Genomic DNA, 16,265 nt, shown 5'->3' with positions numbered 1-16,265 from the left:
CAGTTATTTTATTATAAATGGTCCCCCTCTTTCTATTATCAGACAACAGAAAAAAATCGCAACACTTTGTTGCGAAAAAGTTACATTTTTTCTTTTCTATATAAACGTACTTGGTTTTTTCCATTTTTTTTCGCTTCATATAATGCAATATCCGCTCGTTGCATCAATTCTTCTTTTGTAATTCCTTGCTCATATAAAGCAACTCCAAAACTCGCGGTTAATTTTGAAATACTAGAAAATTGTTTTGTTTCAATAAAAAATCGTAATGATTCAGCAACTTGAAAAGCCTCTTTTTCCGTTGTATTTATTACTAATATAATAAATTTCTCACCACCCCACCTTGCAAAAATATGCTGGGGTGCTATTTTAGATTTCATAAGTTCAGCTAACTGAATTAATGCTAAATCACCAAAATCATGTCCATATGTGTCATTTACTTTTTTTAAATCGTCTATATCAAAAAGAATAATTGCCATTGTGTGATTCATTCGTTTCTCATTATCCCATTTTTCTTCTAATAATTGTTGAAACTTCAAACGATTGTATATTTCTGTTAAAGAATCAATTGCAACAAGCTGTTCTTGCTCTTGATATAATTCATCTAGTTCCGTAATATCTGTACAGTTAACAATAAACCTAGACAAATCTTCTGGCACAGGTACCGCACGTAATAAAAAAACAAATTCTTCGCCTTCATAATTATACATTTTTATTTTTCTGGATTGTTCTAAAGAATCATCGAGCCAAGTTATATCATGTTTTGTTGCATAATATCCATGATCTTGGATAAAATGTTCTGCAAATACCATATGTTTCTCACGGTATGAAAGTAAATCTTCATATCCAAAAAAACTCAAAAAGTTCGTATTACAGTCAACGATCTCATCATCTTCTACAATAAATAATAAATCATTTTGAAAATCAAACATCATTTGAAGAAGCTCTTGTTGAATAGTCACCTGCTGCAATAGTGATATTTGATAGAGACATTTGTTTACCTCTTCCAGTACAACCTGTGATGTAACAGGAGCTATCACAATATTTCGCACTCCTATTGTAAGCAACTCTACAAATTTTGACGTCACCGGATGATCCCAAATAACAATAAAAGAACTCCTTGGATTATACATGTGTTTTATATACTCTACTTGTGCACCATTTGACACATATATGATCACAATTTGCGGTCGAACTTTTTCTAATAATCTTTCTCCTTCTTCAAAACTACTTGCTAAAAACATACATTTTGGATGTATCTCATCAATCGTATACTGGTGATTACACCCTTCTTCTATATAAAGTACATTTACATGGAGATCCTGTAATACATTTTGAAAAACCGTATTCTCTAATAAAAAATGTAGTATGTTCACCACTGGTCTTCACTCACTTCATATATCCTGTTCTACTGAATTCTTCACTATCCTTTTCTACAAGGGATTGTTATCAAAAGAACCCGATTAGTGAGGGCTAAGCATCAGCAGGAACGAGGAACTCTCCCGCTGACAGGAGCTTCACTTTACATATCTCTTCTTGATCTGCGAATCATCTTTTTATTGTATGATTACATGAGTGACAGTGTTTGTACGAATGCCCTCCTTTTATGCTATTCTCAACAACTTGACAATTAAAATAAAGATATTATATTCTTTTACAGTGACAACTTACAAAATGTAAGTAAAAACTTTTACATATGGAATTTTTTACAGATCGACATAAAACTTTGGAGGTATATTATGACACAGCAAGATTTCTTTACTGTTTTATATGAACGAACATCTAATCGTGCATTCAACCCTGAAAAGGAAATTTCAAAAGAGGAATTACAAGAAATTTTGAAAGCAGCTGGCCAAGCACCATCCGCTTGGAACTTACAACATTGGAAATTTCTTGTTTTCCAAGGTGAAGATGTACAAAGCCGTTTACACCCAATTGCTTATAATCAACAACAAATTCTTGATGCTTCTGCAGTAGTCGCTATTTTAGGTGATCTAGAAGCACACAAAAACATCGATTCTGTTTATGGTCCAATCGTAGAGCAAGGGTTTATGAAAGAAGAAGCAAAAGAACGTTTGACACAAAATATTGAATCTGCATATAAGCGTGAACAATATCCACGAGATGCAGCCTTCTCTAATGCATCTTTAGCCGCAATGCAACTTATGCTTGCAGCAAAGGCAACTGGCTGGGATACTTGTGCAATCGGTGGTTTTAATTCACAAGCACTAATGGATGAATTTAATGTTTCCTCTCGCTATGTACCAATCATGCTAATTACAATTGGTGAATCTACATTAAAAGGGCATCCTGCACCACGTATGCATGTCGAACAAGTAGTGGAATGGGCAAAGTAAACAGTCCCACAATAGCATAAAAAAACGAAGGGAGCTCCCCTTCGTTTTTTTATGTCATTTCTTTGTAATATTCCCCATATATAAACAGCAGTTCATTTCTCTGACCATCTTTTAAACTGCAGTATTTTGTCGAATCTTGTTATGTCTTGAAATATAAGGGGTGTTTTTTTGTTACAATTATGATACAATAGTAACAAATAGATAACAAGAGAGGGATTTTCATTGAATTCATATGGAAGCTTTATTGCATTTTTAAGCTATGCCGTAACTGTACTGCTTCTATACTTTATTGGGGATGCCACAAATATTACAATGCTACAATTTCCAAAAGAAAAAGCACTACAACTAGAAGAGGGACTACATATCTCACAATCTATCATGCCATTATTGTTAGCTGTTCCCGTATATGCAATCGTTTTATATAAAAGTAAAAAAGTGTAAGGGATACCTCGTTATAAATGAAGGTGTCCTTTTCTATATATGCAATTATTCATGAATACTTAGCCTTCACCTAAAGGTTCTTATTGATGCAAAGATGATAAATATGAGATACTCCCCCATAAAACCCCAATTCTTGAATAAAAAAAACTAATAAAAGTTGCGATCTATCTCCCTCTGCCATGTACCCTTATCCAAACATCATTAAGTAACAACTCCCCATCTAGTCATTTAAAATAAGAAAATAGCCCAACGCTCTGTCCAGTCACCACATATGGAACTTACATACATTATAAGTGTGAAGGGGGTGAAGAATTATGTTTGGATCTTTTGGATGTCGTGACGACTTTAGAGATTGTCATCATGATCATTGCCGTGATCGTGATCGTGATCGTGAAAGAGAAAGAGAAAGAGAAAAAGAAGAGTTTCATAGAAGAACACCAGTATGTAATGTCCTTAGAAACGTTGCAATCGGAACAGAAATTTCTCTTTTAACTATTAGAGGAGACGTTACTTTCAGAAATGTTATTTTTGAAGGGTTCTGTAACGGCGTTGCTCTTTTCTCCGCTTTAGCTACTAGAGATGATAAAGATAATAAAGATGATAAGAATAACATGAACACAACTAAATTCACAGGTATTTTACGTGTTTGCCCAAATGATATCATATCAATCGCTATTTAATTCTTTCTCGCCTCAGAGTTATAAAAATCAAATCTAAATTTAGCATAAAAAAAACCTGAGACCGATTTCAATCGGCTCAGGTTTTTTTTATTATTAGATACTTTTAACTAATGCAACAACTTCTTCAGCAGTTGACATTGTTAATGCTTTTTGCGCTAACTCTTCCATCTCTGCTTTTGACAACTTACTTAGTAGTGTTCTTGCAGGAAGAATAGATGTTGCACTCATGCTAAATTCATCTAATCCTAATCCAAGTAATAGTGGGATTGCAAGTGAATCCCCTGCCATCTCACCACACATACCAGCCCATTTTCCTTCTTTATGAGCAGCATCGATAACCATTTTTACAAGACGTAAAATAGATGGATTATACGGTTGGTATAGGTAAGATACACGTTCATTCATACGGTCAGCAGCCATTGTGTATTGGATTAAGTCGTTTGTTCCGATAGAGAAGAAATCAACTTCTTTTGCAAACTGATCTGCTAATACTGCAGAAGCGGGGATTTCTACCATCATACCTACTTCAATAGCATCAGAAACAGTTGTACCAGCTTGAACAAGTCTTTCTTTCTCTTCTAATAGAATTGCTTTTGCTTGACGGAATTCGTCAAGCGTTGCAATCATTGGGAACATAATTTTTAAGTTACCATATACGCTTGCACGAAGTAATGCGCGAAGTTGTGTACGGAACACGTCTTGTTCTTCAAGGCATAAGCGAATTGCACGGTAACCTAAGAATGGATTCATTTCTTTTGGTAAATGTAAGTATGGAAGTTCTTTATCTCCACCAATGTCAAGTGTACGAACAACAACTGGTTGACCTTCTTTTACACCTTCAAGAACTGCTTTATACGCTTCGAACTGTTCTTCTTCTGTCGGAAGATTGTCACGGCCCATGTATAAGAATTCTGTGCGATATAAACCAACACCTTCTCCACCATTGTCAATAATACCTTGTACATCGTTTGGTGTTCCGATGTTTGCAACAAGCTCAACATGATGTCCGTCGCTTGTGACAGTCGCTTGATCTTTTAATTTCGCCCATTCAGCTTTTTGTTCTTCAAATTTTGCTTTCTTTTCTTCGAAAGTGCGAAGAGTTTCTTCAGATGGGTTTACAATTACTTCTCCATCTAAACCATCGATGATTACGATATCGCCGTTTTGGATTTGTTCCATAACAACTTTTGTACCAACAACAGCTGGAATTTCCATAGAACGAGCCATAATTGCAGAGTGAGATGTACGTCCACCGATATCAGTTGTGAAACCTTTTGCATATTTGCGGTTTAACTGTGCTGTATCAGATGGTGTTAAATCCTCAGCAATGATGATTACTTCTTCAGAAATTGTACTTGGATTTGAGAAGTTAATGCCTAGTAAATGTGCAAGAACACGTTTTGTTACGTCGCGAATATCCGCTGCACGCTCTTTCATATATTCGTTATCCATGTTTTCAAACATAGTAATGAACATTGTTGCAACTTCGTCCATTGCAAATTCAGCATTTATTTTTTCACTATTTACTTTATCTTTTACTGGATTTACTAGTTCTGGATCATTTAGTACTAGTAAATGTGCTTCAAAGATAGCAGCTTTATCAGCACCAAGCTCAGCAAAAGCATGGTCTTTAATTGCTTCTAATTCTGATTTTGCTTTCTCAAGCGCAGCGTCTAAGCGTGCAATTTCTGCAGCTTCGTTCGTAATCGTTTTCTTTTCAATGTTAAATTCAGGATTTTCAAGTCGGAAAGCCTTCGCAATAGCAATCCCACTTGATGCAGCAATCCCTTGAATATTAAGAGTCATTATTCTCCTAATCCTTCGTTTTTCATAGTTTCTTCGATAGCTGCTAGTGCTTGAGCTGCATCATCACCATTTGCAGTGATTTTAATTTCTGCGCCTTGTTGAATACCTAAAGACATAACGCCCATGATTGATTTTAAGTTAACGTTTTTACCATTATATTCTAAGTTAATGTCAGCACCGAATTTGCTTGCAGTGTTAACAAGTAGAGTTGCTGGACGTGCATGAATTCCTGAGTCACTAGTTACTTTAAAGATTTTTTCCATAATAATCTATCTCCTTTAAATACAGTATTTTTTAGTTGTATAGACGTGAGTACTACACCGTCTATTGTATATAATGGGCGATGTTCGGTCAACCACATCGCCCATTATAATTATAAACATTTTGCGTCAATTTCTTACTGAATGTCAATAATATTGGCTTCGCCTTTCTTGACATTCCCCTCTTTTTTCAATTCAACTTGTTGTCCTTGCTGTAAATTTGTAAAAATAATTGGTGTAATAATAGATGGTGCATTTTCTTTTACAAATGCTATATCTACTTTTAATAACGGTTGTCCTTGTTTCACTTTATCACCTTGTGCTACAAGTGATTCAAAACCTTCACCATTTAATTTTACAGTATCAATACCGAAGTGAATTAAAATTTCTTTTCCACCCTCAGATTGAATACCAATTGCATGTTTAGTTGGGAATACATTAACAATCTCGCCGTCAACTGGGGAAACTACCGTTCCTTCTGTTGGCTCAATTGCAAATCCATCTCCCATCATTTTTCCTGAAAATACTTGGTCAGGTACTTCTGTAATCGGTAAAAGCTTTCCTTCAATTGGAGATACAATTGTTTCATTTGTATCAGCTTTTTGTACAGTTTCTTCTACTTTTACAGGTTCTTCTTTTTCAATATGAGGCGTGCGACCTGACATAATATCATGAATTTGTGACTTTAACGTGTCAGATTTTGGTCCGAAAATAGCTTGAATGTTATTTCCTACTTCAAGCACTCCCGCTGCCCCAAGTTCTTTCAAACGATCTTTGTTTACATTTTTTTGTTCGTTAACTTGAACACGTAAACGTGTAATACAAGCATCTAAAGAAGCAATATTCTCTTTACCACCTAGCGCTGCTAAAACTTCGCGTGGCAGTTCGCCTGCTTCTGCTTTTCCTGCACCATCAGTATCTGTTGTTACTTCGCGACCAGGTGTTTTTAAATCCCATTTGCGGATTGCAAAGCGGAATCCGAAGTAGTAAATTACTGCAAGTACAAGACCAACAACAATTACCCACCACCATGCTGTACGACCTGGTAAGACACCAAATAGCATAAAGTCAATTAAGCCACCAGAGAATGTCATCCCAATTTTAACACCTAAAATGTGCATTGTCATAAATGATAAACCAGCAAATACAGCATGTATTCCGAATAATACTGGTGCTACGAATAAGAATGAAAATTCAAGTGGTTCTGTAATACCTGTTAGGAAAGATGTTAATGCAGCAGATCCTAAAATACCAGCTGCCAATTTTTTATTTTCTGGACGGGCTTCATGATACATTGCTAAAGCTGCTGCTGGAAGACCGAACATCATGAACGGATACTTACCAGTTGTAAATGTACCAGCTGTTAATTCTACGCCGTCTTTTAACTGCGCCATAAAGATTTTTTGGTCACCACGGATTAATTCGCCAGCCGCATTTGTATACTGACCGAATTCGAACCAAAACGGTGAATAGAAAATATGATGTAATCCGAATGGAATTAATGAACGTTCAATTAAACCAAAGATAAATGCTGCGATCGTTCTATTTGCATCAATCATTTGATGGGAGAACGCATTTAAGCCGCCTTGAATGTATGGCCAAACGAAGCACATGATAATACCTACTACTAAAGAAAATGTTGCAGTCGCGATCGGTACGAAACGCTTCCCTGCAAAGAAACCTAAATATGATGGTAATTCAATGTCGAAGTATTTATTATAACAATATGCCGCTACTATCCCGACGATAATACCACCAAATACTCCTGTTTGCAGCGTTGGAATCCCTAATACATTTGCATACGCAGGATCTGCAAAACCGATTTTAACTGGGTCAGCCCCAGTACTTGTTACTTTCACTAGCTTGTCTACTTCTAAGAACACACTCATCGTTTTGTTCATAATTAAGTAGCCGACGAACGCTGCTAAACCAGCTACCCCGTCCCCACCTGCTAAACCAATTGCTACCCCAACTGCGAATAATAAAGCAAGGTTAGCGAAAATAATGTCACCAGATTGTTCCATAATTTTTGCAACCATTACGAACCAATCCGCTTTTAAAGCAGGAATAAGATTTGTTAATTGTGGATTTTGAAATGCATTACCAAATCCAAGTAAAATACCTGCCGCCGGCAAAATCGCTACTGGAAGCATAAGCGCTTTTCCGACTTTTTGAAGAACACCAAAGATCTTCTTAAACATGGAAACCCTTCCTCTCTTATCTATATTGATACTTTTCGACAAACGCCAAAAAGGCATGAGGAAAAAAAGATAGAACGATAGCTTTACAAAGGGTAGTATGTCCCTTTCTTTAGCTTACATTCCCAACTTTTCTCCACTCATGCCTGATCGAATCAGTAACACGTGTCAAAAATAGGTTTACGTATAAGTTCACTATAATTAAGGCAAACGTTTTCGTTACTCACCTTAACGTGTTTGTCGAAATTTGTATAACTTTGTATTAGTAATTATACATAACTATTGTAAGCGATTCAATCATTTTTTTTAACGTTTTCATTTTAGACAAAATATAATGTCTTTTTACACATGCTCCGCTTTCACTAATCGTTGCAAGTGCATCGTTAAATACACGCTCTCCGCTTCATATACAGGAAGTTGTAGTTCTTTTTGCATTACCTTAACTAGCTTCCAAGCCAAGTTATAACAGATTGGATATTCTGCTTTTAATAAATCAGCAAATCCCTGCGCTTCTTCTACCTTTTCTCCCTTTTTCACCCGTTCAATTGCATATTGCAAATGACGAATAAGGCGTAAATAATGAATACTTTCTGGATCTAATGTAAGATGTAGATTTGTTTCAATTAATGAAACAAGCTTTGCAATAAGACGGGAGTTTTGATTAACAGAAGATAGATCAGAATTTGTGAGTGAACTATAAATATGAAGTGCAATAAAGCCAATTTCCCCTTCTGGCAATGTAATTTGCAAACGGGAATTTAAAAGTTGTACAACTCCTTCAGCAATTTTGTACTCTTCTGGGTACAGCATTTTTGTTTCAACTAAAAAAGGATTATCTATTGTAAAGCCTTGTTTCAGTCGTTTAATTGCAAAAGAAATATGATCTGTTAAGGCAATATGAATATGCTCGTTTAATGGTGACTGCGCCTTTTCTTGAATATATATCATAATATCGTTCATCAGTTCAATTAATTTTTCGCTCACATGTGGCACTAAAAGCTTATATTGTTCACGGTCACGTTCATTTTTTAAAACAAACATTTTTTCAATTTGCTCCGCTTTTAATACATCTTTCGCTTTCTTCCCAAATCCAATCCCCTTGCCAATCACTACTACTTCCTCATGCTCCTGATGGCTCGCAATGATGACATTATTATTTAAAACTTTTTTAATTTCTAGATAATTATTCATATAACACCACCCTCGTACTTAAATAACCTGCTTTTATGTTACAGAACATCCTTCTTTTTCGTCAATGCAAAACATCTACCAATTTAGAAAAAGTCATATTTTAGACATGATTGCACTATATACGTATAATGTAAGAGCAAATATACATAGAAAGGAGAAAGTAACATGATTAAAATGTTTATAAGCGATATTGATGGTACAATGATGCAACATGGAGGTTTCATTGATCAAGAAGATATTGCTGCACTTCATAGTCTCGCAGAGCAAAATGTGATTCTTTGTTTTGCCTCCGGTAGGCTTGATAATGAAATTGCTGATTTGATGAAAGAGGTTGGTACTAACTTTCACCGCATTAGCGTAAATGGTGTATTCGTATATACCCATGAGAATAAACAATTATTGTCTGCGACATTTGATTCTGGCATTTTACCAGATTTGTTAGCAATGACAAAAGAAGAGCCTTATTTTCGTTATGTAAGTGACGAATATAATTATTACATTGAGGAAAAAACACCCTTTATTCATGAACTTGAGAAACAAGTTACAATGACTTCTGTTGAAGAACCAAATTTATTACAAAAAATTGATGATACAATTTTTCCTAATAAAATTTCTGTCGGGGGCATGAAAGAAGATTTACAAGTACTTCAGAAAAAAATCGATGAGAAATTTAGCGGTAAAGTCAGTACCTTTATCTCCGCTGAACAATGCTTAGATGTCATGCCTCCAAATGTTAGCAAAGGGTCCGCCATCTCCGTTTTATTACAAGAATTCCAAATAAAACCTGAAGAAGTTGCTTGCATCGGTGATTCTTACAATGATATTCCGATGTTTAATTTAACACCCCATAGCTTTGCCATGTCACAGGCTGATGATGAAGTGAAGAAGCACGCACAATATATCGTAGACTCTGTAAAAGACGCTGTAGAACACGCGATAACTTACAACTCCAAACGAAATAAAAATACGACTCACTCCGTATAAGGATGAGTCGTATTTTTATTTCTCTACATATCCAATGGATGAATCGAAAGTTTAATACATTTCACAAAATAAAATATATCACTTGTTTCGTGAAATACTCGTAATAAACTTATAACGATCACCACGATAAATACATTTCACGTATTCTAGCGGTAATTCGCTTTCTGCATATGACCATTGTCTCATTACAAGTACAGGTGCTTTCTTTGGAATATGCAGATGCTCCGCTTCATTATCCGTTGCAATTGAAGCTTCAATTGCTTGGGTAGCACGAACAAGTTTAAAGCCTAATTTTTTCTCTAAATGTTCGTATAAGGATTGTTGCAGAATTTCTTCGTTAATATCTTTTACAAGAGTTGGTGACAAGTATGTCGTCTCAAAAGCAATCGGTTCGTCATCAGCTAAGCGGATACGCCTTACTTCATACACCGATTCTCCCTCTTGTATCCTAAGCCGCTCTGCTATTTTAGCAGTAGCTGGAACTACGCGGAAGCTTAATAATTGGCTGCTTGGTTGCATACCGCGAGAAAGCATATCCTCTGTAAATCCGGTCATCCCTTGCAGCTTCTGCTCCACTTTCGGAAGTTGAACAAACGTTCCAATTCCGCGTTTTCGATATAAATACCCTTGCTCCACTAAGTTATTAATTGCCTGTCTGATTGTCATGCGACTTACTTCGAACTTATCACAAAGTTCATTCTCAGATGGAATTTTATCTCCCGGCTTCCATTCACCGCCCTCAATTAGCTGTTTCACCCACTCTTGAATCTGATAATAGATCGGAAATGGTGAATACTTGTCGATGTTCATCAGCAATCGCCTCACTGCATAAAGATAGAGCTTCTGGATCGGCAATTACAGTTACACTCGGATGACGTTGCAATACTGTAGCAGGACACGCTTCGCTATACTTACCTTGCAATAATTCCTTAATTGCTTCTGCTTTTTTCGGTCCCATAGCAACAAGGAGAATTTGTTTCGCTTTCATAATGCTTCCAATACCCATTGTAATCGCATGGGTTGGCACATCTTCTTCTTTTTCAAAGAAGCGAAGATTTGCTTGGCGTGTAGACTCTGTTAATTCTACAATGTTAGTTGAAGAATTAAACGCTGTCCCTGGCTCGTTAAATCCGATGTGACCGTTTTCACCGATTCCAAGAATCTGTAAGTCAACTGGGTTAGCTGTTAGAATACTTTCATAACGCTTACACTCTTCTTCTAAATCACTTGCCATCCCATTTGGTACATAAGTTTCTTTAAAAGGAAGATGATCAAACAACTGTTCTTTCATAAAGTAATGATAGCTGTTTTTATCTTCATGTGGTAAATTTACGTACTCATCTAAGTTTACAGTGGTTACACGGCTTGTATCAAGTTTATTTTTTCGCATTTCTGCATAAATACCAAGTGGAGAGCTTCCAGTAGCCATTCCTAATGTTGGGTTTTCTTTTGATTTTATAACTTCCTCAATTAACTTATAACCTGCTTCTGCTAATTCTTCCGAAGTTTTTACAACAAGAATATTCATCCTACTTACTTCCCTTCTTTCATATGGATTCCTAATCGAACTGTATCATATACATGTAAATCTTGGGTCATGACAACAAAGTCAGCATCTTTGCCTACTGCTAATACACCTTTATTCGTTAATTCAAACTCTTCAGCTTGGTTAACTGATGTCATAAGAACAGCATCTTCAACAGAACATCCTGTGAATTCAATTACATTTCGGAATGCTTGATCCATTTTCAAGATACTACCAGCTAACGTTCCATCTTCTAACCTTGCGCTACCATCTTTTACATGTACCGGCTGTCCACCAAGTTCATATAATCCATCTTCTAAACCTTTTGCACGCATTGCGTCAGTAATGACACTTACTTTTTTAGGGCCCTTTAATTTATATGCTAACTTCACCATATCTGGATGAATATGAATACCATCTGTAATAACTTCAACCATTACATCTGGATTTAATAATACATGACCAACAACTCCTGGTTCACGGTGATGTAAACCACGCATTTGATTGTATAAGTGTGTAGCATGTGTAATGTTTCTATTTTTTAATTGTGCATCAATTGCATCTGTATGTCCCATTGTACCAACAACACCAGTTTCAGCAAGATACTGTTCAAACTCTATCGCACCCTCTTCTTCTGGCGCATACGTTACTAATTTAATTAAATTACCGCTTGCCTCTTGCCATTGTTTAAATTGTTCAATATTCGCAGGAACGATATGCTCAAGTGGCTGTGCTCCTGCACGTTTTTTTGAAACATATGGTCCTTCTAAATGCATATATTCAAAATGCGCTCCTTTTTCTTTCGCTTCTTTTGCAGCTATTAATGCCGCTTCAATTGCTTCTGGAGCTTGCGTCATTGTTGTTGGGAAATAAGTTGTAACCCCTTCTTTTAACATTTCTTTACCAAGGGTTACCAATCCATCGCTATTCGCATCCATCGCATCAATATCGTATCCACCATGAATATGAACATCGATCATACCTGGAATCACAATTTTTCCTTCTGCATCAAATACAGTTTCATTTTTTTGTGATACATATTGAGTCATCAAACCAATTTCTTCAATTTTTTCTGCGTAACGAATAAATCCACTTTCCATTACTTCGTGACCTGTATAAATTTTGGCATTGATGACAACTTGCGTTTTCATTTTCATCGATCCTTTCCCATGAAATACCTACTTGTATTATTACCTATTTGCCTAATTCCATCTTAATATATACACGAGTAGTTGTCTATACATTAAAAACAAATTTCCTCTTTTATGATTAAAAAAGGAAATTTACTTTTCTTATCTAATTATAATATATACTATTCACTTTTTCCAAAAGAAGACAATGAACCTTTTTTGAAATTTGGTATCGATTTCTTATTTGATTCCAAATGTAATCCTAAGTGGTATCGAGTTACTTTAATAATGGAAGTGGAGGGTTGGACCACATTACAATATGTTCTCCATCCGTTTCAATATCTACTGTTCGTTTATCGGTTACATACGTCATCACACCATATCTCTTTAATCTTTTTACTACACTTTGGTGTGGATGCCCATATGGATTTTTTTTATCATAAGAAAGAATAGCAAATTGAGGATTTACCTTCTTTAGAAATTGTTCACTGGTTGACGTATATGAGCCATGGTGACCAACTTTTAAAACATCTGCATGTATATCATATCGCTTCATTATTTTTTTTTCAGTTTGTATATCCGCATCTCCCATTAATAAAAAATCAGCTTTGCCATATCGAACCTTTAAAACGATCGATGATTCATTATTTTCATCCTTTGATTCTCCGTTATTTAACACTTGAATTGCAACTTGGGGATCTAACGGAATATGCTGGCCTTGTTTTACACGAACAAACGGAATACCCCTCTTTTTAATATTGTTCCTATACGTATGATATGTAAAAGAACTATAGGTTTTGCCGCTATCTAATACAAGTGACACTGGCATTTGTTCTATAATCGGGATAAGCCCACCTATATGATCCATATCTGGATGAGTCCCTACCACAACATCTAAATGATTGATTCCCTTTTCAACTAATTTTTGAATAATTATCTCTCCAGCCTCATAAGGTCCTCCATCGATTAACACAGTTTGACCATTAGGTAAGATAATAAGTATAGCATCACCTTGTCCTACCTTAAAAAAGCTCATCTTCATTTTTCCTAAATGTGGACGTTGTATGGAAAAAGAAGACGCAGTATGAACAGACGTCATATATCTTTTGGCAGATGTGCTGTTTAATGCAAAACATAATAAAACAGAAACTAGCAATAGAATAATCCGTACTCTTTTCATAATCCGTCTCCTTTTTCATTTAGTATGACACGAGGCGTATTTCATATACAAAAAAGCTTAGCAATGTGCTAAGCTACGATTTTGACAGTTCCTGCAAGGAGCCAAAGAATAAGTCGGCTTCATTCATTTGTTCATCTTCTTCAGAAAGAGCTGGTAAATCATCTAATGTTTGAAGTCCAAACGTATCTAAGAACTCTTTCGTAGTACCATATAAAATCGGACGCCCAGGTCCTTCCGCTCGACCCGTTTCTTTTATAAGTAAGTGCGAAACCAATGTTTGCAATGCTCGATCTGTTTTCACACCACGAATTTCTTCCATCTCCGTTCTTGTAATTGGCTGACGATAAGCAACAATCGCCAATGTTTCAAGAGCGGCCTGAGAAAGAGAAGCGGCGGTCGGGGTATTCATCAATTTTTGATAATAAGGAGCATGTTCTTTTTTTGTAGCAAAGCGATACACTTTTGCAAATTGTACAATTTGCAAACCTCTCTGCATCCCTTCACATTCCCTTTGCATTTCCTCGATCATCTGAATTACATCTTTCACTTCAACCTCAAGTACTTTTGCAATTTGTTCCGGGTAAATTCCTTCATCACCCGCAACAAATAAAAGCCCCTCAATAATTGCCATTTTTTCTTTTCTATCCAACGTACAATCTCCTTTCTTATACTTTTCCATGCAAAAATGTCCATAGTAAAAACCGAATCACAGTATATTGCGTCCGGTCCAACATTCCTTCTATTGTTCCTAAACACGATCATGGAATCTTTGATCAGTGGGCGTATTTCCACTGATCATTACTTTCACTCATCAAATACTTACTACTAGTTTTCCTCACAATCTTAAGATGCAAGTTCTACTAGGCTTTAGAACGAGTCAAAAAGATTTCATCAAAATTGTGTTCTTGCTCAATAATAATTTGTTGATTTTTCATGAGTTCTAGTACAGCTAAAAACGTTACAACCATTACTTCACGTTCTTCATCAACAAATAAGTCATAAAAGCTTTGACGTCCTTCCGCTATTTCTAACTGCTTTAAAATATCACTCATACGTTGTTCAATCGGGATTTCTTGCCGAGTAATTCTTGTTGTTACTGGACGTTTGGATTTTTTACGACGCAAAAGTTTTTGAAATGCCGCTAACATATCATATAGTGTGACATCGAGAGGTAAACTTGTCTCCTCTTCTGACTGAAACGATGTAAAATCAATTGGTGGACGTGTAAAAAGTTGCGCTCTCTCTTGTTCTCTCTCTTTTAATTCAGTAGCAACTTGCTTGTATTTTTTATATTCAATTAACCGCTCCATCAACTCTTGACGGGGATCATCTATAAAGTCTTCACCATTATCAGGTACATCTTCCTCTTGTTTCGGTAACAGCATTTTACTTTTAATTTGCAATAGCGTTGCAGCCATCACCAAATACTCACTTGCAACATCCAATTGCAAGTCTTTCATCGTATGAATATAAGATAAATACTGCTCTGTAATTTCCGCTACAGGAATATTATATATATCGATTTCATAACGATGAATTAAATGTAACAATAGATCTAAAGGCCCTTCAAAAGCCTCTACTTTAAAATTATATTGCACAAAGCATCCCACCACATTTTTTCTATAACAACATAAGTATAGAGCATACTTATGTTCTATCCAACCTTTTTCAGAAATTTAGTTAAAAATAGACACCTGCCCATGCAACAATGCCCACCCTTTCATATGATAAAAATGTAGTAAGTTCAATGTAGGAGGTAAAAAACTATGGGCCATGTTGATTGTGGTTTTCACGGCGGTTTCGCTTTACTTGTTGTGCTCTTTATCTTATTAATCATTGTAGGCGCGGCTTGTTTCTGCTAATGCAGAATATAATAAACGACTAGAGGTTCTCTAGTCGTTTATTATTTATCACGCTTTTTTCGGAATTTCACTTCATGATACACTGTACATAAGACTATTTAGACAGGAGTGAAAAGAATGTATCCTACAGCATACATACAGTTTTTAATTCATTTTCATGGAGATTACGATTATTTTGAATGTCATGAAGTATTAGAGGATCATTGGAAATTAAAACCTAGAGAAGAGCGGGACAACTATTGGGTTGGTTTTATTCAAATAGCAGTTTCTTTATATCATCACAGACGCTCAAATTGGAATGGTTCACTACGAATGATGAAAAGCGCCATTACTATTTTAAATAAAGAAAGTAAACAAGTGCACAAATTAGGTCTGAATCACTCCAAACTTTTAACTATATTACAAAAACAATTACTGTCTATTCAAGCGAAAGAACCTTTCACACCTATATTTTTACCTTTTTCAGATTCTTCTTTAGAAAACACATGCCGGCAATTATGTACAGAAAAAATGATTCCTTGGAAAGATGCTCAGTCGCTACCTACTGAATACATTATCCATAAGCATAAATTACGTGACAGAAATGCTGTAATTGCCGAACGAAACGAACAGCTAAAAAAAAGAAAGCAGAGATGACATGGTTCCTATCTCTGC

Annotated in this window: 17 protein-coding genes; 6 read left to right on the top strand and 11 right to left on the bottom strand. The window is 35.7% G+C overall.

Annotated features, from left to right (window positions below):
* Positions 1-80: 80 nt before the first annotated feature.
* Positions 81-1,373 carry a sensor domain-containing diguanylate cyclase gene (locus CN288_RS03210; RefSeq protein WP_026590118.1) on the bottom strand — a complete coding sequence of 431 codons (1,293 nt, stop codon included), beginning with the start codon at positions 1,371-1,373 and terminating at the stop codon, positions 81-83.
* Between the two features lie 363 nt (positions 1,374-1,736).
* Here CN288_RS03210 and CN288_RS03205 point away from each other — a divergent pair, with 363 nt between their 5' ends.
* The 3 genes from CN288_RS03205 to CN288_RS03195 all read left to right on the top strand — a co-directional run bounded on the left by CN288_RS03205 (position 1,737) and on the right by CN288_RS03195 (position 3,475).
* Positions 1,737-2,354: a nitroreductase family protein gene (locus CN288_RS03205; RefSeq protein ID WP_026590117.1), complete on the top strand. Its 618-nt coding sequence runs from the start codon at positions 1,737-1,739 to the stop codon at positions 2,352-2,354.
* Positions 2,355-2,576: 222 nt separating this feature from the next.
* On the top strand, positions 2,577-2,795 hold the full coding sequence (locus CN288_RS03200) for a hypothetical protein (protein ID WP_090687351.1): 219 nt from the start codon (positions 2,577-2,579) through the stop codon (positions 2,793-2,795).
* Positions 2,796-3,109: 314 nt separating this feature from the next.
* Positions 3,110-3,475 (top strand): DUF3915 family protein, encoded by a 366-nt coding sequence (locus CN288_RS03195; protein WP_098301799.1) that lies wholly within the window; start codon positions 3,110-3,112, stop codon positions 3,473-3,475.
* Between the two features lie 93 nt (positions 3,476-3,568).
* On the opposite strand, the gene ptsP is transcribed toward CN288_RS03195, so the two are convergent.
* From ptsP to glcT, 4 genes are all read right to left on the bottom strand, one after another.
* A complete protein-coding gene (ptsP, locus tag CN288_RS03190; protein ID WP_090687353.1) occupies positions 3,569-5,281 on the bottom strand; it encodes a phosphoenolpyruvate--protein phosphotransferase in 1,713 nt (570 codons plus the stop codon).
* Entirely contained in the window at positions 5,281-5,544 is a 264-nt protein-coding gene (gene ptsH / locus CN288_RS03185) for a phosphocarrier protein HPr (RefSeq protein ID WP_000411078.1), read from the bottom strand. The genes ptsP and ptsH overlap by 1 nt, the downstream gene beginning before the upstream one ends.
* Before the next feature lie 134 nt (positions 5,545-5,678).
* Complete coding sequence (gene ptsG, locus CN288_RS03180; protein WP_098301798.1) at positions 5,679-7,742, bottom strand: PTS glucose transporter subunit IIABC; 2,064 nt, start codon at positions 7,740-7,742, stop codon at positions 5,679-5,681.
* 339 nt (positions 7,743-8,081) lie between these two features.
* Entirely contained in the window at positions 8,082-8,930 is an 849-nt protein-coding gene (glcT, locus tag CN288_RS03175) for a glucose PTS transporter transcription antiterminator GlcT (protein ID WP_026590112.1), read from the bottom strand.
* 165 nt (positions 8,931-9,095) lie between these two features.
* Between glcT and CN288_RS03170 the strand changes: the two genes are divergently transcribed.
* Positions 9,096-9,914: an HAD family hydrolase gene (locus CN288_RS03170; RefSeq protein ID WP_098301797.1), complete on the top strand. Its 819-nt coding sequence runs from the start codon at positions 9,096-9,098 to the stop codon at positions 9,912-9,914.
* A gap of 78 nt (positions 9,915-9,992) precedes the next feature.
* Here CN288_RS03170 and phnF read toward each other — a convergent pair whose 3' ends face one another.
* From phnF to CN288_RS03140, 6 genes are all read right to left on the bottom strand, one after another.
* Complete coding sequence (phnF, locus tag CN288_RS03165) at positions 9,993-10,724, bottom strand: phosphonate metabolism transcriptional regulator PhnF (RefSeq protein WP_081810942.1); 732 nt, start codon at positions 10,722-10,724, stop codon at positions 9,993-9,995.
* On the bottom strand, positions 10,654-11,442 hold the full coding sequence (nagB, locus tag CN288_RS03160; RefSeq protein ID WP_026590109.1) for a glucosamine-6-phosphate deaminase: 789 nt from the start codon (positions 11,440-11,442) through the stop codon (positions 10,654-10,656). The genes phnF and nagB overlap by 71 nt, the downstream gene beginning before the upstream one ends.
* A 5-nt stretch (positions 11,443-11,447) precedes the next feature.
* Positions 11,448-12,590, bottom strand: a complete 1,143-nt coding sequence (gene nagA, locus CN288_RS03155; protein ID WP_026590108.1) for an N-acetylglucosamine-6-phosphate deacetylase — start codon at positions 12,588-12,590, stop codon at positions 11,448-11,450.
* Positions 12,591-12,846: 256 nt separating this feature from the next.
* Positions 12,847-13,749 (bottom strand): ComEC/Rec2 family competence protein, encoded by a 903-nt coding sequence (locus CN288_RS03150; RefSeq protein WP_098301796.1) that lies wholly within the window; start codon positions 13,747-13,749, stop codon positions 12,847-12,849.
* A gap of 73 nt (positions 13,750-13,822) precedes the next feature.
* Positions 13,823-14,398 carry an SMC-Scp complex subunit ScpB gene (gene scpB / locus CN288_RS03145; protein ID WP_026590106.1) on the bottom strand — a complete coding sequence of 192 codons (576 nt, stop codon included), beginning with the start codon at positions 14,396-14,398 and terminating at the stop codon, positions 13,823-13,825.
* 211 nt (positions 14,399-14,609) lie between these two features.
* Entirely contained in the window at positions 14,610-15,347 is a 738-nt protein-coding gene (locus tag CN288_RS03140; protein WP_026590105.1) for a segregation/condensation protein A, read from the bottom strand.
* Positions 15,348-15,515: 168 nt separating this feature from the next.
* Here CN288_RS03140 and CN288_RS03135 point away from each other — a divergent pair, with 168 nt between their 5' ends.
* Together CN288_RS03135 and CN288_RS03130 are read left to right on the top strand one after the other, a co-directional pair.
* The gene (locus CN288_RS03135; protein ID WP_017151030.1) at positions 15,516-15,611 is read left to right on the top strand and encodes a YjcZ family sporulation protein; all 96 of its coding nucleotides are present in this window, start codon (positions 15,516-15,518) and stop codon (positions 15,609-15,611) included.
* Between the two features lie 117 nt (positions 15,612-15,728).
* Positions 15,729-16,247, top strand: a complete 519-nt coding sequence (locus CN288_RS03130) for a DUF309 domain-containing protein (RefSeq protein WP_026590104.1) — start codon at positions 15,729-15,731, stop codon at positions 16,245-16,247.
* Positions 16,248-16,265 lie beyond the last annotated feature (18 nt).

It is taken from the genome of Bacillus sp. AFS023182 (genome assembly GCF_002560575.1).
Taxonomy (GTDB): Bacteria; Bacillota; Bacilli; order Bacillales; family Bacillaceae_G; genus Bacillus_A; species Bacillus_A arachidis.
The sequence above is the reverse complement of the archived record's forward strand: the minus strand, read 5'-3'. Positions and strand labels throughout refer to the sequence as shown.

Coding starts and splice junctions, on each gene's coding strand:
- CN288_RS03205 (WP_026590117.1), top strand. CDS start 1,737: ATGACACAGCAAGATTTCTTTACTGTTTTATATGAACGAACATCTAAT.
- CN288_RS03195 (WP_098301799.1), top strand. CDS start 3,110: ATGTTTGGATCTTTTGGATGTCGTGACGACTTTAGAGATTGTCATCAT.
- ptsP (WP_090687353.1), bottom strand. CDS start 5,281: ATGACTCTTAATATTCAAGGGATTGCTGCATCAAGTGGGATTGCTATT.
- ptsH (WP_000411078.1), bottom strand. CDS start 5,544: ATGGAAAAAATCTTTAAAGTAACTAGTGACTCAGGAATTCATGCACGT.
- ptsG (WP_098301798.1), bottom strand. CDS start 7,742: ATGTTTAAGAAGATCTTTGGTGTTCTTCAAAAAGTCGGAAAAGCGCTT.
- glcT (WP_026590112.1), bottom strand. CDS start 8,930: ATGAATAATTATCTAGAAATTAAAAAAGTTTTAAATAATAATGTCATC.
- CN288_RS03170 (WP_098301797.1), top strand. CDS start 9,096: ATGATTAAAATGTTTATAAGCGATATTGATGGTACAATGATGCAACAT.
- phnF (WP_081810942.1), bottom strand. CDS start 10,724: ATGAACATCGACAAGTATTCACCATTTCCGATCTATTATCAGATTCAA.
- nagB (WP_026590109.1), bottom strand. CDS start 11,442: ATGAATATTCTTGTTGTAAAAACTTCGGAAGAATTAGCAGAAGCAGGT.
- nagA (WP_026590108.1), bottom strand. CDS start 12,590: ATGAAAACGCAAGTTGTCATCAATGCCAAAATTTATACAGGTCACGAA.
- CN288_RS03150 (WP_098301796.1), bottom strand. CDS start 13,749: ATGAAAAGAGTACGGATTATTCTATTGCTAGTTTCTGTTTTATTATGT.
- CN288_RS03135 (WP_017151030.1), top strand. CDS start 15,516: ATGGGCCATGTTGATTGTGGTTTTCACGGCGGTTTCGCTTTACTTGTT.
- CN288_RS03130 (WP_026590104.1), top strand. CDS start 15,729: ATGTATCCTACAGCATACATACAGTTTTTAATTCATTTTCATGGAGAT.